The sequence below is a fragment of the Chryseobacterium sp. POE27 genome, from assembly GCF_039727685.1.
GTDB lineage: Bacteria > Bacteroidota > Bacteroidia > Flavobacteriales > Weeksellaceae > Chryseobacterium.
The window spans coordinates 1,785,234-1,811,416 of the sequence record NZ_CP152475.1; the positions used below are offsets into that span (position 1 = coordinate 1,785,234).

Below are 26,183 nucleotides of genomic sequence, written 5' to 3' on the forward strand. Positions count from 1 at the left end.
AATAAAGTATTGATACCTCTTGAGGATATAGAAAGTTTCTTTATAAGTTCAAGTTCTTACAGAGGAATTAAAACTTCACATCAAATAAATATCGTAATGAAAGACGAAAAGTTGAGCAAAACTAGAATGAGCAAGACTATTTTTCCACAATTCGGAAATGTACAATATGCAATACAATCTAATCTATTAAATGTTAAAACTAAAAAATTAATCATAATCCTAAATTCATATTTGAAAAATAGTAATACTAATATTGTAGAAAAATGAAACCAACCTTCTTCCCTATACCACAGGAATTCCGCCAATGGCTTGAAGAAAACCATCAGACAGAAAAAGAACTGCTGGTAGGTTTTACAAAGTCGGATCCGGAAAACCGTTCATGACCTGACCGGAATCGGTGGATCAGGCTTTATGCTTCGGTTGGATTGACGGCGTGAGAAGATCTATCGAGGTTGGAAAAAAGACTACCCGCATTCTGATACTTGACAATATTATTTTACCTTTGGCTTTAAAAAAAGTTAATAATGAACACAGATATATTAGATTTTTGGGTAGGAAATTTCAACAGTGAAGAGGATTTTTATGATTTTGTAGAGGAAGACGAAAACTATTATCTCCTTGAAGAATCTGATGACATCCATATTTCAAAATTCGCGGAATCACAGGATACAGTTTGGCTCGATCACGATTTTGTAGAATACGGTTTTGAAGGCGGAAACAGAACAATCTATGAAAAGTTTGCGGAATATTCTTTTGCCGAACAATGGCTTCCGATTCTGGTCAACAGGCTCAATGAGATCAATCTTAAGTTTGAAGTCAATGCCATTATTTTCCTGAATAAAGGTCAGGTTCCGAAACCGGTTTCCGTGGAAAATGACTTTTTTTCGCTGACGTATGTGGGTGAGATTGAGTATTCTGCATAAATTAATTTTAAAACATTTAAATTGAATACGTTTCTATAGCAACAGGCGGAATTACTTCATTTGCAGCAGTTAAAAGACTATAATATCATTATGGAAAAACCTACTGATAATTGGCTATTATTAGAATTACAAAGTAACAACTAACCATGAAACAATTCAAGCTCACTGGTGGCGCGAGAATCGGAAGAGCCAACGCTACCTATCCTTTTGCAGATCTTTACGTAGATGAAAATATCCTGAAAATAAATGCTTCGCTTGTCGGCAGTCTTATTTTTCAGCCACAGGATATTATTATGATTAAACCTTACTCTTCCATTCCTCTTATCGGGCAAGGGATTAAAATTTTACACAGAGTAGACAATTACAAACAGAATGTGATTTTCTGGACAATGAAAGATCCTCAGTTTGTGATCAGCGAGATTAAACAGACCGGATTTTTGGAAAAAGCCAACTTTCCTTTAACTGAGAAAGATCAGGAGATCATCCGTCAGCAAAGACAGGGCGGATTTCCATTGAAGCCTTTTCTGCCAGTTGTCTTTATTTTGCTTTGGAACGGTCTTCTTTTATATGATTTTGTTCCTTTTTTCTTACAGAAAGATTCCGGTAGACCATTTGGATTCGGAGTTTGCAGCGCGTTAGGTTTACTTTTCCTGATGGCTTTGATGACGCTCGTTTCCGGTGGATTCAGAAAACTTATTCTAAAAGAGGGCAGAGATCTGGAAGACATTAAAAAATTTGCGATTTTTATTTTGCTGATCAGCGGAATAATGTTTGCCGCATTTTTTACCTTAGCTTTATCTTAAGTTTAAAATTATGGTTTCTAAATGTACAGGCTACGTCGATCTCATTGATATTGAAGGACAACAAAAATATGAAGAAACCGTAAAACCTTACCTCGAAAAAAGAAACGGAAAAGGCTGGGAAGAAAAAATGAATAGGGAAATCAATAACGCAATAAAATAAAAAGATCTACTATCAACTAGAGATAAATAAAAATGCTTCGACAGGCTCAGCATGACAACCCTAATACCAACTGCAATAATTTTAACAGTGAATTTGTAACGATGTCATGCTGAGCTTGTCGAAGCATCCGTATGATTTAAAATATTTAATGCGCTTCCAGCCAGTTATTACCAACCCCTACTTCTACCAATAACGGAACTTCTGTTTCAATGGCATTTTCCATTTCGGTTTTAATAATGTTGGTCGCAACTTCGACTTCATCGATCGGCGATTCAAAAACCAATTCGTCATGTACCTGCAACAGCATTCTGGTGTGTAGCTTTTCCTTTTCCAATTCTTTTTGAATTTTAATCATCGCCATTTTCACCACATCGGCGGCACTTCCCTGAATCGGGGCATTCACGGCATTTCTTTCAGCGTGACCGCGAACTACGAAATTATTGGAATTGATATCCTTTAAATGACGTTTCCTTCCCAAAATGGTTTCCACATAACCGATTTCACGAGCTCTTTTGACCTGCTCTGCCATATATTCCTTCAGTTTCGGATAGGTAGCATAATAGGCATCGATCATCTGTTTGGCCTCGCTTCTGGATAATCCGGTCTGCTCTGCAAGGGCAAATGCTCCCTGTCCGTATAAAATTCCGAAGTTTACGGTTTTAGCCTGGCTTCGCTGGATTTTCGAAACCTCTTCAAGCGGAATATCAAATAGTCTCGCCGCTGTAGAGGCGTGAATATCTTCTCCATTCTGGAAAGCCTTAATCATATTATCTTCCCCGGAAATTTCAGCGATCAGGCGCAGCTCAATCTGTGAATAATCGGCAGAAATAATCTTTTTACCTTCTCCGGAGACAAATGCTCCACGGATCTGCTGACCTCTCAACGTTCGGATCGGAATGTTCTGAAGATTTGGATTTACACTTGCCAAACGTCCGGTTGCGGCAGTTGTCTGTGAGAAATTGGTATGAACACGATTATCCGTTTTTTCAATCTGTGATGGCAATGCATCCACATAGGTTGATTTTAATTTCTGATACGTTCTGTATTCAAGAATATGTTTGATGATCTCATGTTTGGAAGCCAGCTTTTGGAGAATATCTTCCGAAGTGGCGTACTGTCCTGTTTTTGTTTTCTTGGCTTTCGGATCAAGCTGAAGTTTTTCAAAAAGAATATCTCCAAGCTGCTTGGGTGAATTGACGTTAAATTCCTCTCCAGAAAGTTCGAAAATTTTGGCTTCCAGTTGTTTCAGATCGTTTTCCAGATCAATACTTTCCTGGGCAAGCCATTTTTCATCAAGAGAAATTCCGGCCAGTTCCATTTTAGCCAATACTTCCATGAGAGGCATTTCTATACTGAAGAACAAATCTTCTAAGTTTTCTTTTTTTAACTGTGGCGCAAAAAGTTCATACAACTGAAAGGTAACATCAGCATCTTCCGCAGCATAATCCGTTTGAGTTCTGAGATCAGCATCCCTGAAATTACCCTGGTTTTTACCTTTTTTTCCGATAATGGTTTCGATGGAAACGGGCTTATACCCCAGATACATTTCAGAAAGATAATCCATGCCGTGTCTACCGTCTGGGTTTAAAAGATAATGGGCGATCATCGTATCGAACATGGCGCCTTTTACGGTGATATTATATTTTTTAAGAATTTTATAATCAAATTTTAAATTATGCGCTACTTTCACAAGGTCTTCTTTTTCGAAGAACGGCCTGAAAATTTCCAGGGTCTGAAGCACTTCACCCTGATCTTCCGATAGAGGAATGTAATAGGCAAGTCCTTTTTTATAGCTGAAGCTCATCCCGACAAGCTCAGCTTCCAGTTCGTTCAGAGAAGTGGTTTCGGTATCGAAACACACGACTTTCTGCTTCAGAAGATTTTGGACAAGGATCTTTTGGGCTTTAGGGTTATCAATAAACTGATACAGATGATCGTTCTGTTCGATGGTCGATTTGGTGGAAGTGGCCTGATCCAGCTCTTCATACGTAGCAAAAAGATCAAGCTGTCCTACTGCCTGCGCGACTTTCTGCTGTGGGGTTTCGGCAATGGTGATATCCACTTCGGCAACCACAACAGCTCCAGTAGTTGAAGGAGCAAACGCACGGTAAAGATTTTCATAGAGTCTTCTGAATTCTATTTCGTCAAAAACCTCCTTTACTTTTTCAAAATCGGGTGTCTCAAGATCGTATTGCTCCTGGTGGAATTCGACCGGCGCATCACAAATAATGGTTGCCAGCTTTTTAGACAAAATTCCCCGTTCCGCTGAAGCTTCCACTTTTTCTTTTAGTTTACCTTTCAGTTTGTCTGTGTTGGCCAAGAGAGTTTCAATATTTCCGAATTCTTTCAGGAATTTCATGGCTGTTTTTTCACCCACCCCTTCAAGCCCGGGAATATTGTCGACAGAATCACCCATCATCGCCAGGAAATCAATGACCTGCTTGGGATCTTCAATTTCATATTTGGCCTTAACTTCTTCTACGCCTAAAATTTCAATATCTCCACCTTTCAGACCGGGTTTATAGATTTTAATTTTATCGGTAACGAGTTGTGCAAAATCTTTATCCGGAGTTACCATGAACGTAGTATAACCTTCTTTTTCAGCTTTGCAGGCAATTGTTCCGATAACGTCATCTGCTTCGTAACCCGGAACGCCTAAAATAGGAATATGCATGGCCTGCAGAATTCTGTGAATGTACGGGATTGCATTCTTGATCGCTTCAGGCGTTTCGCTTCTGTTGGCTTTATATTCTGAAAAATCTCCCGTTCTTATGCTCGCTTCGCCCACATCAAAAACCACTGCCAGATGAGTCGGTTTTTCCCTTCTGATCAGTTCGATCAGGGAATTGGTAAATCCGAAAATAGCAGAAGTATCCAGGCCTTTACTGGTAAGCCTGGGATTCCTGATCAGTGCGTAATAGCCTCTGAAAATCATTGCATAAGCATCGATGAGAAATAATCTTTTATCCTGTGTTGCGTCCATAGTATCCATAAGGAACAAATATAAGAAAAAGTGTTCTTTTTATGTTGAAATAAAAAAGTGGATTAACCGGAGATATTGACTACCGGTAATGGATTTGATTTTGACACTGATTATTATTAAACCAGTCTTTTTGTCTCAAATTTGAACCTTTTTGCCTGAATTTTCACCCTTTTAGGTTGGTTTTTGAATCTTTTATACTCGTCGTTGAACCTTTTATACTCGTTTTCGAGCCTTTTTGCCTGGTCGTTGAAGCTTTTAGGCTCACCGTTGAACCTTTTACACTCGTCATTCAGCCTTTTTACCTCAATGCCGAATCTTTTTGAAATAATATGTGAAATTTATCTTAAGCTGTATTCCTCAAGCTTACGGTATAATGTTGCGATGCCGATTTCAAGCAATCTTGCGGCCTCTGCTTTGTTGCCTTTCGTGTATTGTAGAACTTTTTGAATGTGTTCTTTTTCAAGGGATTTTATACTTAAAGAATCTTTTTCTGACGAATTTTTTTCGCTATAATGAGGCAGAATTTCTGCATCAAGGATATGGTCATTCATCAGGATCAGGCTTCGTTCCACCGTATTTCGCAGTTCGCGGATGTTTCCTTTCCAGTCGTTTTTTTCTAAAGCTTTAAAATAATCCGGAGCCACCTGAATATCGGAAATATGTAGTTTTTGGGAGAAAACGGCAATAAAATTTTTAGCCAAAGCCTTCAGGTCTTCTTTTCTTTCACGAAGCGCAGGAAGCCTGATTTCAAAAATATTCAGCCTAAAATAAAGATCTTCACGGAAATTTCCCTGTCTGATTTCTTCTTCAAGGTCGCGGTTGGTTGCGGCAATCAGTCGGAAATCTGATTTTGAAATTTTTGTTTCACCCATTTTGATGAATTCTTTGGTTTCAAGAACTCTGAGTAACTTGGCCTGAAGCTCAATCGGCATTTCACCAATTTCATCCAGGAACAAAGTACCGTTATTGGCTTCTTCTATCAATCCTTTTTTATCTTTTGCCGCTCCCGTAAATGCCCCTGCTTTATACCCGAAAAGTTCGCTTTCCAGTATTTCTTTGCTGAATGCCGAGCAGTTGATCGCAATAAAATTATTCTTTTTACGGTCACTGCTGTGATGAATGGCGTTGGCAAAAACTTCTTTCCCGGTTCCTGTTTCGCCCGTCAGCAGAACTGTAGCATCGGTAATGGCCACCTTTTCTGCAAGTTTTTTGGCCTGAAGAATAAGCGGTGAAGTTCCGATAATAGCTTCAAAACCTTTCTGAACTGTATTTTTCTGGGCTTTCCTTGTTGCATTATCTTTGGCTTTTTCCAATGCTTTGTACACGAGCGGGATAATTTTCTCATTATCGTCCCCTTTAACCAGATAATCATACGCCCCATTTTTCATAGCCTGAACGGCATCCGTAATGTTCCCGAAGGCAGTCATGAGAATAATTTCCAGATGGGGATATTTAGTCTTGATCGTCTTTACCAGATCGACACCGAAGGCATCCGGAAGCCTGACATCGCTTAACACGACATCGAATTCGTACTGCTCAAGCATATTCATCGCTGATCTTGCGGTAGACGCTTCTTTTACAGTAAAATTTTCCTGGGAGAGGATCATTCCTAAGAGTTTCAGGAGTTTGATCTCGTCATCGATGATGAGAATGTTTCCGGACATGGTCGTATTTTTGGGAAAAGCTGTTGCAAACTTATTGAATTTATTCGGGATGTATGCAAATAATTTTGATGATTGAAAGGAGATTATTTATAAGCGTAAACTAAGTTTCTGACTTGTTAAATATTGTCATTCTCTGCTAAAATTTAATTCCTGAATATTAATTTGGTGTAACTCAAAAAAAGACCTCATCGAGGCCTTTTATGGTTAATCTATTTCTGCTTTGAGGAAGAGATCCTGGATCTGAATTTCGTCTTCACAGGTTTTTTTGAATTCGGTAATGAAGTCCTTTAGGTGTTCAGGATTCTCGGAATAGGCGCAGAACATATCTGCTTCCGGATCGAATTTGATCTCATCTGCCAGGTCGGGTCTTTTTTCTTCCACGAAAATTTTCGCGAGTGACGCCCAATCGTATCCATTGCCTTCGAAGCCTTCATCTTTCCGCCATTCGAAAATTTCGGGTTTGTAGGTTCCTGCATTTAAACATACTGAAAAAGTCTTTTCTGAGGCCACCCAAAAAAAGGGTTTAATCGCCGTTTCAAAATTGTACGCTTCCATACTTTATTATTTTTAAATGATATTAAAGATAATAAATTTTAGGGTTGGATGGTATTTTATAACATTTATTAACTTTTTCAGTAGATTTAGATAAGATCATACAATTTTATTTTCCAATTTTTTAGTTAGTTCATCATTAGGAAGAGATATTGTTTCAAAAATAAATGGTAAGAAAGCTGAGATTAACGGATGATTGATTCCTTCATTTGATAGTCCTTTTCGTTTTCTGCTAATTAAAATACTTATCATTTCGATTGGAAAATTTTTCCAACAATCATGATTGAAAGTATCAAGGTATGATTCTCCTTTATTATTGAAATGAAACTCTGCCAATTTCTCTAATACTTCATTTACAATATTTGAATCTTCACTCAAATAATGATTAATAACAAACTGATAATTATTTTCAATGGCAACATCGACCATGTCTTTAAATGTATCATTTTGTTCATACGAAAGTAGTTCTTTAAGCAATTGGAACACATCCGCATAACCATAATATTTATCGTATTTCCTTTTCTCTGGAGCAATCTTTTCTTTTTCCTCTTTTAAAGATTCATTATATTCAGTTTGCAAATAATGCAAAGTTTTTTCTAATGCTTTTGGATAGAAGCAATATGCTAATAAAGAAGCTAATACAATATCTTGGAAGAATTCTCCTTTTAATTCATGATTTTCCTGATCAGCTTTTATGAAAGCTAAATTGAGCCAATAATATGCATCTAGCAATTTTTGAAAATCTTCTATATTATTTTCTTTATTAAAATTAACTATTTCACTTTCTGATCGCAGATAAAATACTTTTTGAATGATGCCTGAAATATTATATTTATTCTCAAATTGCATCCCAAGTTCTGTAAAAGTCTGGCTGAACTGTTCTTCATCATTCTCGATAAATTCGTTAATGCAATTATAAAAAAACTCAAAATCATTATTTTTTATTCTACTATTAAGATTTGCTTCTGTTTTTTTTATTTGAATGTTTAAATATTTTTTGTAGTTCATATATTTTAGCTTATTACTGATATAATTTTCCTATTTCGTCCCAATCGGACATTCTTGTTTTCTCAACAAACCATCTTCCTTTTTCTCCTCTTCCTACATAAACATCTACCAAAAATTTGTCGCCAATATTAGATCTTATTCTCTCTGCCATTTGAGGTGATATTCCATAAGTTCCTGCCCCGGCTTTTTGATCACTCAAGACATCATTTATGAAGGCTGATGGATTGGCTTGCCTATCGGAAAGTTTTCCTGCATTACCACTAATATTAGTTTTTACTTCAAATACATCGAATTTACCATCATGTCTCAGCCCCACAATATCAATACCATGATTGGAAGCATTCTGCACCTGAAAAATACCACCGTCAACATACTTACCACTATCCTTCAAACCTGATATTACCTTATCTTCACCAAAATTACCTAATCTTTGAGCAAAAGTATCAAGTCCGTAAAGATCATATTGGCTTAAATTATCCCAAACATAACCATATAACGTTGGGTTTCCACCGTTTAACCCTATTGGATCTTTAGAAATATAATTTCCCTGTTCACTGTCGTAATATCTGAATCTATTGTAATAAAGACCATTTAATTCTTCATCTTCATATTGACCTAACTGCCTGAAAGGAATAAAATTTTTCTCTCCTTTTAAAATTTTAACTTGTCCAAATATATTGTAATCTGTACTCCAAATCAAGTTTCCTTCTTCATTGTATGACTGTATTGGTCTCCCGATATAATCAACGATTATGCTAAATTTTTCTCCATTAATAATTTTAGCACACGGCACATGGCTTCCTTTTTCATACACCCAAATCGCCATATTTTCAACCTTCTCCTGTTCAAAAATAACATTGCCATCATCATCGACTGAAGTTTTCGGTTTATCATCTACATCGTAATTCCATTCATGTAAAAGAACGTTACCATCCCAAATATACCGAGTTATTTTCTTGTTTCCAATTTTTGAAATTCTTCTTCCCAGTGCATCATATTCAAAACTTATTTCTTTACCATTTGGTCGTTTTACCTTTGCAAGCATTCCGTTCGCGTTCCAGAAATAAGCCCAGTCTCCTGATTCCCATTCAGGATTTTGAATTTGTTCCGGAGAATTTTCACGAACGTCCGGTAAATTATTTTCGTTGTGCTTAGGCTTATTAAGCCAATCTTCTGCTATGGATTTATAATAAGGATGTACATTTTCTTCTTTGTCCTCCTCATCTGATCTTACATTATTAACGGGTCTTTTACTTTTTAGCAATAAATTTCCTTCATCATCATAATGATAAAACCAGTTTTTGTCGCGCATCAACTTTCCGCCTTTATCGTAAATACGGTCGGTTCGTTTGGCGCTTTCGTATAAACAGCCCGTTGCATCCGGATTTTTGTACTGAATTTCTCCATTCGGATATTCTGCGGCCACCAGACTTCCGAAAGCATCATAATCGAATCTTGTTCTGCCTCCTGTTACGCGATCCAAAACCTGCATCAAACGACTACCTGATCCCCACTGATACTCTTTATGAAAAGCCATTTGGGTTTTATTGACCATTACTTTCTGGCTTACCGGCATTCCGGTATGGTCGAACTCGAACATACTTTCTACACCTCCTGTCATTTCCCGGGAGAATGACTGACCATCCCGACCGATGCTTAAATTCATTTGCCAGGGCTGATGAACATCTTTTGCACCCGCCATTACTTTTTTAAGCTGACCTATGTCGTTGTAAGCATAGTCTATTTCAGCGCCCAGGCTACTTTTTAAGCTTATCAGATTTCCCTGATCATCATACTCGTAATTAATTGAATGCTCACCCTGTTTTTCACTGGTGACCAATCCTAATTTGTTCCGCTGAAAAACGACATTGCTGTTTTCGTTGTCGGCTCTGGCCAAAAGCCCCGAAGTATCGTACTGATAAGCTTCCCAGGTTCCGTCGGGATAGTGTGCCTGTGTTAATCTTCCTCCTAAATCGTATTCATAAAATATATTTTTTCCGTGCGGATTTTGGGTTTGAGTTACCAGTCCGTCCTTATCTCTTACGAAGAATTTCTGTTGTCCGTCGAAACCGGTTTCCCCGATGATCTCATCATTGTTGTTCCTTTCAAAATGGTATATTTCTCCTTTTTCATTGGTGATGTTCATTAAATTTTCATAAGCATTGTAGCCGAAAATTAAAGTTTCTTCTTTTTTAAAGGTTAAAGTATTTCTTCGAACCTGCCGTTTCAGGCTTCCCATTGGCGTGTAACTCATGAGCCATTCCGCTTTTCCGTCTGTAGCGTAAACCGGAAGATCGTAAGCATCGTAGCGAAGTCTCAGCGGTAATTGGCCGGGTTCTTTGACCTCGACAACACGTCCCATTTTATCACGGTTCCAGACGGTTCTGTTCAAAGGTTTCGGACTGAAAACTAAAAGTCTTCCATAATCATCGTATTTCCAGTATTGTTCGGAGCCAATATTGTTCGTAAGCCTTATGATCTGGTTTCTGTCATTATATTCGTAATACGTTTCAATATTTTGTTTTTTGCTGCTTTCAGGAAGTTTTTCGTCATTTTCATATTGGTAGCTCACTGTTTCTTCTGTAGGATCGGTGTAGCTTACAAGTCTGCCTTCTTCATCATAATTCCATATTTCTGAAGTTCCTGAAGGTGAAAAACGGGCGGTAATATCTCCGTATTCATTGTACTGGTAATGATACTCTTCTCCGTCTGGCGTGTGGAAAATTTTAATATTTCCAAACTCATCATAGGTATAGCCATAAACTCTTCCTTCCGGCGTTCCGGTCATTTTTAATTCGTTGTGGGAAGTGTAGTCGTACCAGGTTTCTCCACCTTCACCGTCAACTTGCTTGTATATTAAGAAATCTTCATCGTAATAATATTTTTCGGTTTTATTATGCTGTCTTGGATAAATTACTTCTGTGCAGCCTTCCTCTTCATTATAGTTTAAAAAACCTTCCATAAAACCTTCCGAACCTTTTGTATGAACCACCCTGCCTTTTTTATCATATTCCCAGTGGTAGCTCATCCCGTTCCTGTTGGTTCTCCTGATTACTCTGTTCTGATCATCAAACTCAAAAACGATCGCCTTCTTATGAATATCCCAGACATGCGTGAGATTTCCATGTTCATCGTACGTATAACGAACCTGAAGATTTCTTTTATTTTTAAAACAATAATAAACTTCGGTAATTTTGTTGAGTTCAGGATGAATTGTTGTTTCTATGATAAAATCGCTTTTAACATCTTTAATACTTTTTAAAACAATATTTTTTCCTTCATATTCGTATTCTCTGACCGTTCCGTCACCATATTCGATATAAATTACTTTAAAAATACTCCCTTCCGTGACATGAGAGAAACGTTTGTAAGTATAAACATCTGTTCCTTTTCTGATGATCCAGGTGTTTTCGTTCGGACGATACTGCCAGATTTTCTGACTTCTGTAATATATTAATTCTTCTCCAACCGCCGGAACAGGAATCGGCATCGGTTGCAGTTCTTCGGGATGAACCCATGCAGCAATATCATCTTCTTCGTCAGGAACAATATAAAGATCATGAGAATTAAAAATTCCGTTTCCAAGCATTCCTTTGGTGTAAGGTCTGTCGCTGTACCAAACATTTGTCCATGTTAAGGATGTCCCTGCTTCGATTTCAAAATCATCCCATTCAAACAACATCGCTCCTGATGCAAAATTGACAGGCTCTAAACCAACTTTACACAAAGCTTTCGAAATAGGATTGGTTTTCCCGAATTTACCCTGCAAAAAATGATTGAATTTCGTAACACCTTTTCCTAAACTTTTCGTTAAACCTCTCATCAAAGCCATGCCTGCAAAACGCATCAGCATTTCACCCGGTGTATAAACATGCGGAACAAAAGCGCCTCCCACAAGAACAGGATTACCTGTATTAATCTGAATATATAAGCTCGAAAAATTATTATAAAATGCAAAATAGGCAAGCGGATTTTTTTTAGGCTTGTCCGGCATTGCGGGAAGCATCGTCATCCCAAAAAGGCAGCCCCATACAGGTAAGAACCTGCTGGGGCTGGTTTCCGCTCATTTTACTTCCCTGTCCCAAAACGGTTTGCGCACCATAATACACTTCGCCTTCGTGTGGGGCCTCCTGAAGAAAAGGAATCATATAAACAGGAATCAGCGAAGTAATATGCCTGAAAGGAATCAAAACGCCCATCACACTGGTTGTTGTAGTTGCCTTATGTCTTCCGTGAACGAATATTGATCCTCCCATTGGAATTCCTTCCGGCAAATCAGGCTTTATATTTCGAATAAACTGTGGTATCGGAATCGTGAATGTAAGATAATCCATCACATCGAAAACAATTCCTACAAACGGATGCGGCAAAGGCAAAGGTATCAGCATGAATGACGGCGGAGGCGGAATTAAAGTCCAGTGAATATCAATCGCCAGAACAATATCAAAATGTTTGCTCGTATGCTGAACTGCAGTTGGAGTAATAGCAGGTGTATTAACTTTAATTAATTTCACCTTGCTTTGTGGTGCTGCATTTTTTGCCGTTACGGAGGTTTCTCCGCCACCACTTCCTGATGATTGTGACTGCCCGCTGTCTTTACCGGCTACAGATTTCACCATAGAAACAGGATTCAGTGAATCGAAATTATTTTTCATCCCGTTTTTCCAGCCTTGTGTGGTTTTTTCTTTGCTGAATGAAGTAACATCCGCATTCACTTTCCATGACCGGTCCGGATTCATATCTGGCTTTGCAACCTTAATCTTTTTAATTTTATTTTGATCTGCCATGATATTGTAATTTGTGATTTTGTTTTTGGTTGATCTAAAATTTTAGACCTTACCTGTTAAAATATTTTAATCATATTTTGGTTTTTCCACACTTACTTTCCAGTCTTCCCCAAAATAATTTTTCATTTCTTTATCTAAAGCATCTTTCTTTTCTGTGTCATTTTCATATTTTATCATCAGCATGGATGCTACAAATTTGAGACTGCTTGACTCTCTTGCCGAAGGCTCCATCGATTTTGCGATTTCCAGACATTTTTCGAAATGGCGGATCATCTTATCTCTGGTAAGAGCCGTATCATTCAGTGTTCCGATAATTCTGTAACACTCAATAGCCATCGCATATTCTCCTATTCTCTTTGCTGTTTCTGCAGCCTTTTCAAAGGCTGTTTCTGCTTTCGACTTTTTGGAATTACCCAGCAAATGAGTTCCGTAATTCATATACATTTGCACTTCCAAAGGAGAATCTGATTCCACTTCTTCAAATATTTTTTGATAAGTATCTTCTGCCTTTTCCTTTTTCTTATCTGCCATATAAGCCTGTGTCAGCATGAAATAGGCTGAGATTTCTCCTGATTTATTCTTTTGCTCTTTCGCCAGTTTTACGGCATTTTTTAATGCAAATTCAGCTTCTTTACATCTTCCTTTGCTTAGATGATTGCTTGCCGTGAGAATCTGTTGCTGAAAATCCGTATCCGGACTGTTTTTCGTTCTGTTGGTATGCGCTGCGGTATTCTGCATCAGCTGGTGAATATCAACCTCAACCCTGAAACTGTGTGCAGAAGAATTTTCCGGTAAAGTCTTATGTAAATGATGCTCTGCCCAAACCAGCTTAATATCTTGATTTCCTGATTTTTTGCAGATTTCACACCATTCTTTCACCCATATCGACAATTCACCGATCTCACTGATCCTGACCGGAGCGATGTAGAGAAAGATCTTTGAATTTTTAATATTGGAAAATTTTTTCTTTAATTCCAGTAAAGGAAAAAATGCTTTATAAGCATCGGTTTTGAAATGATTTTCAGAAATCGCAAGTTTCCATTCCGGAATATTTTCTTCGCTTTTCTCAAGCATTTCATAATATTCTTTCCATTCCTGAAACAAAATTTCCCCGAAAGAACTCATTCCGTTAAACTCCTGATAATGTGGTAAAAAAACATCTTCACCATCGTAATCTTCGGATAACCTGGATTTTATAAATCCGTCAAAAAGATCAGTTTCATGTTTTTCACCTAAAGCAATGAGCATGGGTTTTTCTACGTTATTTTTAACGATATTCTGCCATTGTCTCTTTAATTTTACCAGTTCCAAATCTACCGGATTCATTAGCTTTAGTTTACTATTTATTTTCAGTGAAAAACACAAATATTTCAGTTGTTCTGTCTGTGATTAATTCAGTTTTACCGTTCCGCTTACGATATTGGTTTCATCTCCACCACCGATGTTGATTTTTTTACTGCTCAGGTTTGCTTCGGTTTTTGCACCCATAGAAAGAGTTGTAGTTCCGACATCCAATGTTGTTGCTTCAATACCGATTCCGGATGTGGGGCTTCCGCCTTCCTGTCCGACTCCGATTCCTATACTGGATGTTCCACCGACACCGATATTATCACCCTGAACCATGATTTCTTTTCCTTTAATGATAATATTTCCTGCTTTATCCATAAAAATGGAGCTTTCTCCACATTTTAAAGTAATCGTTTCTTTGCTGTCAACACTGATATTCCCCGCACCATCAAGAAAAACCGAATTCTGATCTTTGTCTCTCACGGTCATTCCGCCACCGTCGTCAAGACTGATGATATGCCCGCTTTTACTGCTTAGGCTTTTAACATTATTTCCTGCGCCGCCGCCGCCGCCGACTCCACCATGGAACATTCCGCCCATGACGAAAGGTCTGTCCGGATGCTGATGGGCGAAATTAACCACCACCTGATCCCCGACTTCGGGAATGGCTACAAATCCACGGTTTTTACTTACCTTTTCGCTGCCACCACCGTCTGGAGTCATCACGCGGATATATTCTGTAGTTGTTGATCCGTTCTGCCAGTCAAACTGCACCTGTAATCTTCCCTGATTTAAAGGATCTGTATTGGAAATTACTTTGGCAAACTGGGCATCTGCTTTTGGAAACTGAAATTCAGGACGAGGAATAAAACCTGTATCGGAAGCAATCGCATCGAAGGTTCCTGTATAATATCCTCGCGCATCCACTTCATGACGCACTTCGGTAATCATTAATTTGGTAAAGAAAGAAGTTTCGTTGCTGTCGGTTTTACGCATTTCGATGTCTGCAATGCAGCCTGGGTATAAAAACGGAACCGTAGTATTGCCCGAGGTTACAAATACATCTGATGCCTTGCTGCCGGCCGTTCCTTTCTGTGAAGTTTCCACATCCATGAAGGAGGCAGCTTTAATGGGTGCTACTCTGAGTGAAGGAGTTGTAAATGTTTTTTCTGAAATTTCGTAAGCGCGTTTAGCAATATCTGAGGTATGGGTAATTTTGGAGTTTCCTGTGGTTAATTTTTCATTTTTGCTGCTGTTGTATCCGTAAAAACTTGGATTGACATGCTGAGCTTTCATTTTGATTTTAACATCATTTACGCTGCTTCCATAGGTGAGCTTCACCGGTTTTTCCTGAGGCGGAAGTTTCCCGAAATGGAGGACTTCGCCGTCATAATAGAACTGTTCGCCATACGCTTCTGCTATCCTTGCAAGATAATTGTAATGAGTTTCTTCATATTGAGAACTGTAAGACACATTTCCATGCCGGGCATCTACCCTGAAATCAAATTTCCCATTTCCAAGGCCTTCTTTAATAACCTGATCTGCAATACTGTTAAGGCTTATTTCCTGAGCACCGCCAAAACTCTGAATGTGTGGAGCGGCGTCAAGGAGCACTGTGGGACTGTAACCGGTAAGTACAATATTTCCCAGACTGCCTTTTTCCTGACTGAAGCCTACTTCTGTGATAACGCCTACGAAACTTCTTTCAGGACCCTCTTCAACATCTTTATATTTAAAAATAACCGTGATTCTTTTTCCTAAAAAACTTTGAGCTTCTTCAAGATTATGATTTTCTGCATTTCCCAAAGAATCGTGAGCCAGCATTAAGCTGAATTCATGATGTCTGGTTGCACTTTGTTTCAGCTGGAAATGTTTAAAATGTTTTACCGATTTTCCTTCCACCACAATATCCAGCTTTACGACACGATTGATGCCCAAAATCTGGCTTTCAGGAATTGCCTGCGCATTATGTATTTTTGAAGTAGGCTGCTGGGACCAGACTTTATCTTCAACTAAAGACGGCGTATTCGGCTGTAATTTTTGATTCATCAGCATTCCGGAAGCTCCTGCGACAACTCCGGTGTAAGCTTGTGCCTGCGCCAGTTTTTGTGTCGTTTTCTGAACGGTCCCGTCTGTTTTTTGCTGAAGTTTTTCCGTAGCTTTATTTACCGCCTGATCTTCCGCCATTTTTCTGATTTCTCCCATAGGTTCTACCTTGGAAGGTACTCCTGCAGAAGATACTTTCGGTGTTTTATCATCTTGAAACATAGCCTTACAATTTTGATTGATGGTGTATATTAATTTTAAAAATGCTGAAATTTATCCAATACAAAAATCGAATAAATTCATTATCAGATTGATATAATGCTGATAAGTAATTAACCATTAAACTGAATTCAGGTTAATTTCATTCCAAAAAAACAAAAAACAGAATAGCGACTCGGGTGAGCTGAGCTATTCTGTAACCAATTTTATTTTACTAAGATGATTGTAGGTATTAGTTACCGCTACTCGGCCACAGACCTTCGTATTTGGAATTTCCGTAGTCGATGGTTTCAGCGCTTACCACAAAGCTGATCAGCATGCTGTTTTCATCTACGGCATCAAAATCTACTTCATGCTGGATCACATAACCGTTTTCCCAGTTAAGCGTGATTAGAGTTCCTTCTTCGTGAGATTTGTTGAAAGTGATTTCACCTGTTGTAGGCTTGTACTTTCCGTTGAGTAAGCTTTCAAGAATGTCTGATTTTTCAGTAGCTTCCACTGTAACTTTAATCAATGCGTTTGAAGGGTCTGAAGCTACTCTACCAGATACGTCAGTGGATCTTGAAACGCTGTAGTTAAGCTTTAATAATTTTTGACCTTCGCCTCCGTTGAATTTTAAAATTCCTCTTGAATTTGTTGCCATGATTCGTAAATTTTAATCGTTAATAATATTTTGTGATTTGGTTGGTTTGTCTGATTTGTTGAATCAAAGATAGATCACAAATTTTTATTTTAAAAGCTTTGGAATATTAATTTTATTTTTTGTCGTAATTCTACGATTTCATGTCGTAATTCTACGACAAAAGAAATACAACTTACATCAAACATCTACAATACAGCACTTTAAAATGAAAATAGACTCTGTAATTTTAATCTATAATTACACAGACAAGGGAAATAGTAAGATTAATTTAAGGTAGAATTAAACTTATTTTAACCTATCTCTTTTTTTAAATTTTAACCTAAAAAAATCCGACAAGGAAAAATAACTTATCGGATTTCTATATAAAAAAACAACTTATCAAATTTCAAACTTTTTATACAAAGCCAGGCATTTTGCTTCATAATCAAAACAAACAGAATCCGTAAATGTTTCCAGGTAAGTTTTTGGAAATGTCATTTTTGCTTTAATCGTTGGAATTTTCTGTAGTTTTCCATGATTGACTTTATAGAAATCACCAACATACTGGTTGGTAAGAAGATTAATACTTGATTTTCCTTTAGCTTTTTCACCGTAATCATAACTTAAAATATCATCAATTCTTCTCATCTGTACGAGCTGCATTTTTTTTGCCTTCGGATCATATTCAAAAACACATCTGAATCCGGATCTGTCAAAATCATTCCAGAATTCAAATCCTTTTTTCGTCGCAACAAGTGTATTTCCAAAGTTGAGTTTCTGAATTTTTCCGCTTTTTATTTTTTTAAATTTCTGTGTGGACAACATGCATACTATTATTCGGGAATCGCTGTCAATACGAACCGTATCTTTTACGGAATCTCCGTCCAGATCTTTTACCATTTCCTGAACAGACTGCCCGAAAGCCGATAAAGATAAACTGATGAAGAATAAAAAAGCTGTTTTTTTCATAATGCTACTTGATTAACAGAAAACCTCATCAAAATTCCATTAAGGATTCTATAAAAGACTGAGGACTGTCCGTATGGTAAAAAACCATATTTAACGTGAGATGATATACAAAAACGATAAAAAATATAACTAAGATAACGACCAGAAAAGACCGTAATCCTTTATCTTTTATTTTCTTTATACACAGATTAATAAGAAAGAATATGAACGTCGTAATTGCTCCTGCTACCAGCCCTACCTGAGTAATTATGGTAGAAATGTTCTCAAGATCATGTTCTCTGTAATAATGCAATAAAATATACCAGTACGACGCGGCTGCCGTAGATATAATAAATATAATAAAACTGAACAGCGCCAGCTTTTTTTGGTTTTTCATATTTTACTTTTTCATATATCCCGGATTTCTGCCTGAGCTGAAAGATTTTTTCAGACCCGCTTCTACTTCCGGCCAGAATTGTGTATGGCTGAGACTATGAGATGCCATTGCCAGATAAGGAACGGTTCCCGGCCTGTGCATCATATCTTTTATTTCTGCTTCATCTTTATGAGCCACCAAATCTGCATAGTATCTTTCTACCAATGTATGATATCTCTCAAAATTCCCTTTTAATATTTTTAATTCTCTGTCGAGATTTCCGGTAAAAACAAATTCAGCGTAATTGATATAGTCAATATAATCTGCCAGTTGATCCGGTTTTATAAACTGGCTGAGCAGCCTCATTAAAACTTCTTCCAGATTATTATTGTGTACCGCAGCAGAAGCGCCTGCAATGAAGTTTTTGCACTGGTTTCTTTTGTTTCTGCTGTGATAAGGATCTTTATCATAGATCGGAACATGTGTCAGCGGTAAACTTTTGGTTTGCTTTGATGGATTCCAGGAGGTTACTTCAATAGTATCTGTGATGCCTGCCTGTGCTCTGAATAATTTTGCCAGTAAATTCAAAATGTAGCTGTCATTCACTCCGCTTCTTATGTCGAAAAGGATATTTAAAACTCTCATTCCCTGAGTAAGGTTCAGGTTTTTCGCCCAGGTTATTTTATCGTAGCTTCCGCCGTTTTCATAGTTTCTGCGAACATCATTGGTCCATTGCAGGAAATTATTCAGAAGGGTGACGAATGTATTTTTTTCTGCGGTAAGATTAGAATTTTCGAGTTTTAATGAATTAATATAGGCAATAAATTCTGTCGTAATCATCCCGATACCTAAAAATCCTTTTGCCATTTCTGCCCATGCAGCAGTTGCCGTTTTCCTGGTTGGAAATCCTTTAAGGTATTTTGTAATTGCTTCCTTATTTACACTTTTCAGCGTTGTGATTCCGTTGTCAAACTTTTCCATCTGGAACTGCTTGATGAGTCCTTCCAGATTCACTAGGCTGAAATCTGCAATCAATTGTTGTGTTAAATCATATTCATTGTGTACATTAATAATCTGACACTGCTTATGCAATTTAGAATGATTGAGCTGGTGCTTGTGCTGAAAAAATGGCGTTGATAAATAAGTGATGCTTTTTACCTTCCAGGCTTTGGGAAATTTCGGATCTGTCGCAATAAGCTCGGTAAACTGGTTGATGACATTTCCGCCATGCGAATGCCCGATAAGATGCAGATGAACTTCCTGATTTTTCCAGAATTTATAAACCCTTAAAAACAGATCCAACAGTCTGTTTGCTGCCAGATTTCTTTCTTTGGTATCGTTATCACCGGACCAGCTGAAAAAACTTCCTTCGATATGAAGATTCAGAAATTGTGGTTTTAATGCTTTTATTTTGTTCCAAAAGTTGTCTTTGCTGCTTTGCCAGTAATCTGTATTGGCTTGATGTTTTAGTCCTGTTGTGTTGACAGGATCTGTTGTTCCTGCCACAAACATGACCACATCATAAATTTTTTCATTTTTTGGCGGGGCGCCCTGTTTACCATAGCTTACACCATTTTCCTGACCTTTCTGTATAACCTGACTGCCGACATTTTCAATAACATCTTTGGCGTAGGAAAGATTGTTTCCTCCGGTTGTTTCCAAAATATTTCCTCCTACGAATGTCTGTTTCATAGCGCATTAATAGTTTTTAGATTTCTCTCCGGAATTGTTTTGTACTTCTTTATCAGAATGCTGTTCGTGGTTTCCTACACTTTGCGTAGTAATTTTTCCGTTGCTCGTGCTTACCCTGTCTTTGTCGGTATGCGATTCTTTATTCCCCTGAATATATTCTATCATTTCTCCCGTCACATTGGTAATGAAATCAGTTCCAACGCTCATCATATTAAGCATTCCGATGCTGCTGTTCCTGTTCATTCCGGCAATTTCAGAAATATTCATTCCGACATTGGTATTCATATTTTCACCAACATTGATGTTCATATTCTTACAGTTGAGCGTCATCGTTTCCGGAGCGGTGATGGTAATATTGCTTCCCGTTGTATCCAAATGAATTTCGTTCCCTGATTTATCGGTAATAATAATGCTTTCATCTTCCGTAAAAACAATTCTGTGACCGCTCCTGGTCTGGATAGATTTCACCCTGTTATCCACACCTCCGCCAAGTCCTATCCCTCCATGGAACATTCCTCCCATGACGAATGGCCTGTCGGGATGGCTGTGAACGAAATTCACCATCACCTGATCGCCTACTTCCGGAATGGCCACATATCCTCTGTTTTGAGTAATTTGGTCGGTTCCTCCGGCATCAGGACTCATCATTCTTATAAAATGAGTAGTATCGTTCGTTTGCCAGTCAAACCTTACCTGCACTCTTCCCTGTCCTTCCGGATCTGTATTGGAGATGACGGTAGCGATTTGTGGTTCTGCCTTTGGGGTTGTAAACTCCGGTTTAGGCAAAAATCCCGTATCGGAAGCAATTCCTTCAAAGCTTCCTGTATAATGTCCTATGGTATCGACCTCATGTGAAACTTCCGTCACCATAATTCTGGTGAAATAAGAAGATTCGTTAGTATCAATTTTACGCATCTGAACGTCAACTACACAGCCTGGATGTAAAAACGGCACCGTAGTATTACCTGATAAAGAAAATACATTGACAGCCTGACTTCCCGATGTACTTTTCTGCGAATATTCTACATCAAGATGGGTGGTTGCTTTAATCGGGGCAATCTGAAGCGCAGGAGTTTTATAAATTTTTTCGTTGTGTGCATAAGCCGTTTTGGCTAAATCTCCCACATGCTGGATTGGTGTGTCTCCTGAAGTTAACTTCTCATTTTTACTGCTGTTATAACCATAAAACTGAGGTTTTGTATGAACAGCTTTTAATTCAACTTTAATATTGTTTGCGCTGCTTCCGTATGTTAATTTAATGGGTTTATTCTGAGGAGGCAGTTTACCGAAATGAAGAACTTCTCCGTCATAGTAAAACTGCTCGCCATAGGCTTCAGCCATTCTTGCAAGATAATTATAATGCGTTTCGTCGTATTGGCTGCTGTAAATAATTTGTGAATAATCATTGGTATCAACCCTTACATCAAAACGACCGGTATCGATGCCCTGTTTAATCACTTCATTGGCAATAATTCCCATATTCACAGGTGATGTTCCGCCAAAGCTCTGAATATGAGGCGCGCCATCCAATAAAATGGTCGGACTGTAGCCCGTTAAAACAATATTGCCAAGGCTCATTCTTTCCTGACTAAACCCAACCCCGGTGATGACTCCTACAAAAGTTCTTTCAGGGCTGTTGTCGATGTCTTTGTAAGAAATGACAACAGTAAGACGTTTTCCCAAAAACTTATTGGCTTCTTCGAGAGTATGGGTCTGGCGGTCACCCAATGCATCATGTGCTAACGTTACGCTGAATTCGTGGTGTTTTCTCGCGCTTTGAGTCAGCTTAAAATGCTTGTAGTATTTTATTACTTTTCCTTCAATAACGAGGGAAAGCTTTACTAATCTGTTGATTCCCGCATGATGATTTTCCGAAATTCCGTCGGCATTCTGAGAAGGACGGAATGAAGGGGTTTTCGGTATGTTTGGTGATTCTGTTTTCATATGACCTGTGATTTGGATAGGTTAAACATTATCGCTAAGTTCTTTACTGTTTGGTGTTAATCGTATTACTTTCTTTTATTGATCTTGAAAGAATTTTGTTTTTCCTTAATAAAAAATCCGGCATAAGATCTTTCGGAAGATACAGGATTCCTTCTCCTTTATCCTGAAGCTCCTGTGAAATTCCAGGGTTCCAGGATAGAAGTTTGGCAACATCTACATCAAGCTCATCGGCAATGACATTTAAATTAAATCCTGCATTGATATCCGTTTCCGCGAGTGACTCATTATTTTTACCGCTTCCCCCATTCACGAAAAATACGGTATTCATTCTGGAAGAATTGTAGTTGCTTAAAACATTTTGAAGTTCTCCGGTAGCATAGCACGCATTCAGATATTTTTTGACATGGTTGATGGTTTCTTCCGGTAAAAATTTATAAAATACATGGTATTGAGAAGAATTGGCAGCCGCCATGGCTTTGGCAATATTTCCCTCGCCACAATTGTAGGCAGCTACTACCGTCACCCAGTTATTGTATTTTTTATATAAATTAGCCAGAGAGATTACTGCTGTTTTGGTGCTTTTATAAAGATCGGTCCGGTTTTGTTGGGTGAGTCCGTACTGATTGGCATGTGAAGTCATAAACTGCCATACACCTACCGCTCCTGCTCCCGAAGTAATATTTCTGTTAAAATGAGATTCAATTAAGGCCAGGTTTCTGAGGTGTTTGGGCAAACCTTTTTCTGCAAGAGAATATTCGATGAAATCAACAATATCCTTATTGGCGCTGATAATACTCTTATATCGTCTCACACTGCTTTCTGACGTATCAGAAGCCGCAAGAAACTGCGCATTCATCAAATGTGAACACAACAGCAACATTCCTGTCAGGACAATATTTTTGAGATTTGGTTTCATATATTATTAACGTAAATTAAAAATTTAACGTATATCGTTTTATTTATTCCACTTTCCAATTTAATTTTTCCTCTTCTGTATTCCAGTCTACATGAATGGTCTGCCCGGATTTTACTTCCTCGCGAACAATCATTTTGGAGATTGGCCTTGCGAGCTGAGATCTGATGACTCCTGAGATCTGTCTTGCTCCATATTTACTGCTGAAGCCGCCTAATGCAAGGTTTTTCACCGCTTCATCAGAAATTTTAAGCGCAATTCCGAGTCTTGTCAGTGATGTGTGAAGCGATTTTAACTGAATATTAAAAATTCTTTCTGCAATAGATTCGGTGATCGGAGCAAAAGGAATAATCTCTGTAATTCTCGCCAGGAATTCCGGTCTGAATCTTCCGGAATTCGACATAATTTGCATTAAAGATGATGATTCCGGAATTTTACCTTCTTCAAATTGTTTTACGATTTCTTCACTTCCGATGTTTGACGTAAATAATATCAAAGCATTGCTGAAATCTCCTTCTTTTCCAAGTTTATCATGCACTTTTCCTTCATCCATGATCTGTAAAAACACATCAAAAACCGAATGGTGTGCTTTTTCAATTTCATCAAATAAAACCACCGTGTAAGGCTGCTGTCTGATTTTATTGACCAGCATTCCTCCTTCTTCATAACCGACATATCCCGGAGGAGCGCCATACAGAAGCGCTGCAGAATGTTCTTCTTTAAATTCCGACATATCGAAACGAACCATTGCTTTTTCATCATTGAAAAGAAGCTCCGCCATTGATTTTGCCAACTCTGTTTTTCCGGTTCCGGTTGGTCCCAAAAGGAAGAAAGACCCGATTGGCTGTCCCGGTTTATTCAGTCCGCTTCGGTTTTCAACAATAGCATCAGAAAGAATTTTCAACGCATGATCCTGCCCGACAACTCTGTTCATTAGAAGAGATTCCATATTAAGAAGCTTTTCTTTTTCCTGCGCCTGAATTTTTCCTATCGGGATATTTGTTTTAGCAGCCATTACTGCCGCCAGTTCCAGACGGTCAACCTTTTCTCTTTTCTTCGCCGCATGCTCCAAAAGTTCAGCATAAGTATCTTCAATTGTTTTCTGAATCTGCTCCACTGGCATTGAATTGTCAATCTGAGGTTGTTCGCTCAGAGATCCCCATAAAATCGGGCTTATCTTGTCTCTAAGCAAATTGTAGGTCCAGATCAATTCATCAGCTTTATCTTTATCATCAAAAAATTCTTCTTTAAGAATTTCATCATATCTGTTTTTCCAGCTTTCCAGTTCTTTTTCTGAAAGCTCATCAAGCATTTTAATAGCTGCCATCGTCCTGTCTAATAAATCGATCGCCGCATCCGGTAATTTTTTGCCTTTAGAATATCTTTTTGCGAGACGTACACATTCGGGAAGTGCTGTTTTTTCTACTTCAATTCCGTGATGCTTTTTGTAACCTTCGAGCAAAACATCGATCATTTTAACACAGGTTTTTTCGTCCGGTTCATTGACGGTAAGTACTTCAAAACGTCTGTTGAAAGCCTGTTCAGGCTCGATAATTTTTCTGTATTCTTCCTGTGTGGTTGCTCCGATTACGGTAATTTCGCCTCTTGCCAGCTCAGGTTTCAATAAATTGGCAACATTTCCGATACTGCCTTTCGGATCTAAGAGCGTATGAATTTCATCAATAAAAAGAATAGCTTTTTCTATTTTTTTGCATTCATTGATCACTTTTTTAAGACGATCTTCAATTTCGCCTTTGTAAGAAGTTCCGGCTAATAAAGCGCCTGTGTCCAGTTCGAGTAATGTTCCGTTTTTAAGCATTTCGGGAACATTTCCTTTGGTGATTTCAATAGCAAAGCCTTCTACCATTGCTGTTTTTCCTACACCCGGTTCACCGATGATAATCACATTGGGCTTACTTCTTCTGCAAAGTATTTCCACAAGCATTCTCAGTTCTTTATCTCTACCGATGATATTTTCCAACTCGCCTTTTCTGGCCTGCGCCGTTCGGTCTACACAATAATTTTTAATGGAAGGAAAGGAATTATCGGAATAATCTGATCCGTTTGAAAAAATGGAAGAAAATTCCTGGTTTCCTAAGCTTTCGTAAGGCGTATCTTTTCTGTAAAGATTGAAAATTTCATGTTCTCTTAAAGGTAGAGATTTCAGCTGCTGAAGCGAAAAAGCTACCTGAGGCTTTACAATAGCCGTAAGGATGCAGATTGGCGTGATTTCGTCCAAACCAAGCTTTAAACGGATATCATCGGCCTCCTCAACGATAGTATCTACCGATTCATCTTCTTTTACCTCATCGGGAAGATGGGTGGTTTTGGGATAATCTTCAATTCGCACGTCTGCCCACTCGTAGAAATATCCCGGATCTTTATCAATGCTTTTCAGAAAATCTGAAAGACCGATATCTTTATGCATTAATGCCTGAAGAATGTGTGGCCCGCCAAAAGTTGCGTTATAATTTTCTCGCGCGATAGACTGAGCAATATGAAATAGCTGTTTTACGGTTTCGTTGGTTACTAGTACTCCCATTGTGTATTTTTCAAATTTATATTCTATTGTGGTGTGAGATTCTCACCAATTATGTTTTGCTGAAGTGCAGCAAAAATTAATCCATAATGATCTGAATCTTTTACCTTTTACTAATATATCCGTTTTTTTTGAGAGGATAAAATATCAATTCGCTAAGCATTCAATAATATTATCTAAAGCATAGCAAATTTTGTTGTTATAATGGTAAAAAAAGACCGCCTCGTGATGACAGTCTTTTCCTATGAATATTAAATTACGTTCAGTTTTTCTAGCTTGAAGGCCAAAGTCCTTGAAACTTGGAATTACCGTAATCAATAGTTTCAGCACTGATGATAAAGCTGATCAGCATGCTGTTTTCGTCTACGGCATCGAAGTCTACTTCGTGCTGGATTACATAACCGTTTTCCCAGTTCAATGTAATTAATGTACCTTCTTCGTGAGATTTATTGAAAGTGATTTCACCTGTTGTAGGTTTGTATTTTCCGTTCAGTAAGCTTTCCAGAATATCTGATTTTTCAGTTGCTTCTACGGTTACTTTGATGATTGCGTTGGAAGGATCTGAAGCTACTCTGCCCGATACGTCAGTAGATCTTGACACGCTGTAGTTCAGCTTTAATAATTTTTGACCTTCGCCTCCATTGAATTTAAGAATTCCTCTTGAATTTGCTGCCATGATGGTAAATTTTAATCGTTAATAATATTTTGTGATTCGGT

General features: G+C 38.1%; 19 protein-coding genes and 1 pseudogene. 4 read left to right on the forward strand and 16 right to left on the reverse strand.

Features of this window, described 5'->3' with window-relative positions; all coding sequences use genetic code 11:
* Positions 1-263: 263 nt before the first annotated feature.
* From AAHI02_RS08390 to AAHI02_RS08405, 4 genes and pseudogenes are all read left to right on the forward strand, one after another.
* Positions 264-451 (forward strand): annotated as a pseudogene (locus AAHI02_RS08390) (bacteriocin-protection protein); the annotation flags it as partial.
* Between the two features lie 73 nt (positions 452-524).
* The gene (locus AAHI02_RS08395; RefSeq protein WP_346986250.1) at positions 525-923 is read left to right on the forward strand and encodes an immunity 22 family protein; all 399 of its coding nucleotides are present in this window, start codon (positions 525-527) and stop codon (positions 921-923) included.
* Positions 924-1,069: 146 nt separating this feature from the next.
* Complete coding sequence (locus tag AAHI02_RS08400; RefSeq protein WP_346986251.1) at positions 1,070-1,726, forward strand: hypothetical protein; 657 nt, start codon at positions 1,070-1,072, stop codon at positions 1,724-1,726.
* A 10-nt stretch (positions 1,727-1,736) separates the two neighbouring features.
* Positions 1,737-1,886: a hypothetical protein gene (locus AAHI02_RS08405; RefSeq protein WP_346986252.1), complete on the forward strand. Its 150-nt coding sequence runs from the start codon at positions 1,737-1,739 to the stop codon at positions 1,884-1,886.
* A gap of 145 nt (positions 1,887-2,031) precedes the next feature.
* On the opposite strand, the gene polA is transcribed toward AAHI02_RS08405, so the two are convergent.
* From polA to tssD (AAHI02_RS08485), 16 genes are all read right to left on the reverse strand, one after another.
* Positions 2,032-4,869, reverse strand: coding sequence for a DNA polymerase I (gene polA / locus AAHI02_RS08410; protein WP_346986601.1), 2,838 nt, complete (start codon positions 4,867-4,869; stop codon positions 2,032-2,034).
* Positions 4,870-5,207: 338 nt separating this feature from the next.
* On the reverse strand, positions 5,208-6,533 hold the full coding sequence (locus AAHI02_RS08415) for a sigma-54 dependent transcriptional regulator (RefSeq protein WP_346986253.1): 1,326 nt from the start codon (positions 6,531-6,533) through the stop codon (positions 5,208-5,210).
* 204 nt (positions 6,534-6,737) lie between these two features.
* On the reverse strand, positions 6,738-7,088 hold the full coding sequence (locus tag AAHI02_RS08420; protein ID WP_346986254.1) for an immunity 51 family protein: 351 nt from the start codon (positions 7,086-7,088) through the stop codon (positions 6,738-6,740).
* A 96-nt stretch (positions 7,089-7,184) separates the two neighbouring features.
* The gene (locus AAHI02_RS08425; protein WP_346986255.1) at positions 7,185-8,093 is read right to left on the reverse strand and encodes a hypothetical protein; all 909 of its coding nucleotides are present in this window, start codon (positions 8,091-8,093) and stop codon (positions 7,185-7,187) included.
* A 13-nt stretch (positions 8,094-8,106) separates the two neighbouring features.
* Positions 8,107-12,105, reverse strand: a complete 3,999-nt coding sequence (locus AAHI02_RS08430) for an RHS repeat-associated core domain-containing protein (RefSeq protein ID WP_346986256.1) — start codon at positions 12,103-12,105, stop codon at positions 8,107-8,109.
* Positions 12,071-12,880 carry a hypothetical protein gene (locus tag AAHI02_RS08435; RefSeq protein WP_346986257.1) on the reverse strand — a complete coding sequence of 270 codons (810 nt, stop codon included), beginning with the start codon at positions 12,878-12,880 and terminating at the stop codon, positions 12,071-12,073. Before AAHI02_RS08435 ends, AAHI02_RS08430 begins: the two co-directional genes overlap by 35 nt.
* A gap of 66 nt (positions 12,881-12,946) precedes the next feature.
* On the reverse strand, positions 12,947-14,206 hold the full coding sequence (locus AAHI02_RS08440) for a hypothetical protein (protein ID WP_346986258.1): 1,260 nt from the start codon (positions 14,204-14,206) through the stop codon (positions 12,947-12,949).
* Between the two features lie 63 nt (positions 14,207-14,269).
* Positions 14,270-16,435, reverse strand: coding sequence for a phage baseplate assembly protein V (locus AAHI02_RS08445; RefSeq protein ID WP_346986259.1), 2,166 nt, complete (start codon positions 16,433-16,435; stop codon positions 14,270-14,272).
* A gap of 229 nt (positions 16,436-16,664) precedes the next feature.
* Positions 16,665-17,075, reverse strand: a complete 411-nt coding sequence (gene tssD, locus AAHI02_RS08450; protein WP_029296847.1) for a type VI secretion system tube protein TssD — start codon at positions 17,073-17,075, stop codon at positions 16,665-16,667.
* A gap of 378 nt (positions 17,076-17,453) precedes the next feature.
* Positions 17,454-18,023, reverse strand: a complete 570-nt coding sequence (locus tag AAHI02_RS08455) for a hypothetical protein (RefSeq protein WP_346986260.1) — start codon at positions 18,021-18,023, stop codon at positions 17,454-17,456.
* 28 nt (positions 18,024-18,051) lie between these two features.
* Positions 18,052-18,399: a hypothetical protein gene (locus tag AAHI02_RS08460; protein WP_346986261.1), complete on the reverse strand. Its 348-nt coding sequence runs from the start codon at positions 18,397-18,399 to the stop codon at positions 18,052-18,054.
* A 3-nt stretch (positions 18,400-18,402) separates the two neighbouring features.
* A complete protein-coding gene (locus tag AAHI02_RS08465) occupies positions 18,403-20,070 on the reverse strand; it encodes a hypothetical protein (RefSeq protein WP_346986262.1) in 1,668 nt (555 codons plus the stop codon).
* Positions 20,071-20,076: 6 nt separating this feature from the next.
* Positions 20,077-22,014: a phage baseplate assembly protein V gene (locus AAHI02_RS08470; RefSeq protein WP_346986263.1), complete on the reverse strand. Its 1,938-nt coding sequence runs from the start codon at positions 22,012-22,014 to the stop codon at positions 20,077-20,079.
* 43 nt (positions 22,015-22,057) lie between these two features.
* Complete coding sequence (locus AAHI02_RS08475; protein ID WP_346986264.1) at positions 22,058-22,930, reverse strand: lytic transglycosylase domain-containing protein; 873 nt, start codon at positions 22,928-22,930, stop codon at positions 22,058-22,060.
* A 43-nt stretch (positions 22,931-22,973) separates the two neighbouring features.
* The gene (locus AAHI02_RS08480; protein WP_346986265.1) at positions 22,974-25,469 is read right to left on the reverse strand and encodes an ATP-dependent Clp protease ATP-binding subunit; all 2,496 of its coding nucleotides are present in this window, start codon (positions 25,467-25,469) and stop codon (positions 22,974-22,976) included.
* Positions 25,470-25,737: 268 nt separating this feature from the next.
* Positions 25,738-26,142: a type VI secretion system tube protein TssD gene (gene tssD / locus AAHI02_RS08485; protein WP_346986266.1), complete on the reverse strand. Its 405-nt coding sequence runs from the start codon at positions 26,140-26,142 to the stop codon at positions 25,738-25,740.
* Positions 26,143-26,183: the final 41 nt, after the last annotated feature.